This is a genomic window from Pseudoalteromonas sp. S3178 (genome assembly GCF_005886985.1).
GTDB classification, from domain to species: Bacteria; Pseudomonadota; Gammaproteobacteria; order Enterobacterales; family Alteromonadaceae; genus Pseudoalteromonas; species Pseudoalteromonas carrageenovora.
The window spans coordinates 1-370 of sequence record NZ_PNCW01000328.1; the positions used below are offsets into that span (position 1 = coordinate 1).

At 43.0% G+C, this 370-nt stretch carries 1 pseudogene; it reads left to right on the forward strand.

Going from position 1 to position 370, the window contains the following annotated elements:
* Positions 1-335: pseudogene (locus tag CWC11_RS21170) on the forward strand (sucrose phosphorylase); the annotation flags it as partial.
* Between the last annotated feature and the right edge of the window lie 35 nt (positions 336-370).

A 370-nucleotide genomic window follows, 5' to 3' on the forward strand; every position in this document is an offset into this window, starting at 1 on the left:
GTCTATTGGCGATGGAAAATGACATAGTGCTCCTAGAAAAAAGTAATGTTGGACGCGATATCAACCGACCTTATTTGGATGTAGCGATGGTGGAAGCCGCACTCGATAAACCTGTCGTGAAAGGTCTGCAAACACTAATTAAACTGCGTAATACTAGTTGCGCATTTGATGGCAGTTTTGCATTAACATGCCAAGGCTCAGATCTGGTTATAACTTGGGAGGGCAATAATGCCAAAGCGGAGTTGCGAGTTGATCTCGCAAAAGATGAAGCCGTGATTAAGATTTCTGAAAACGCCATAGAACAGGACTATAACATTCAATCGCTGCTTTCCTAACCATATCTAGGAACCAAAATTGCGCGTAGAGAGCT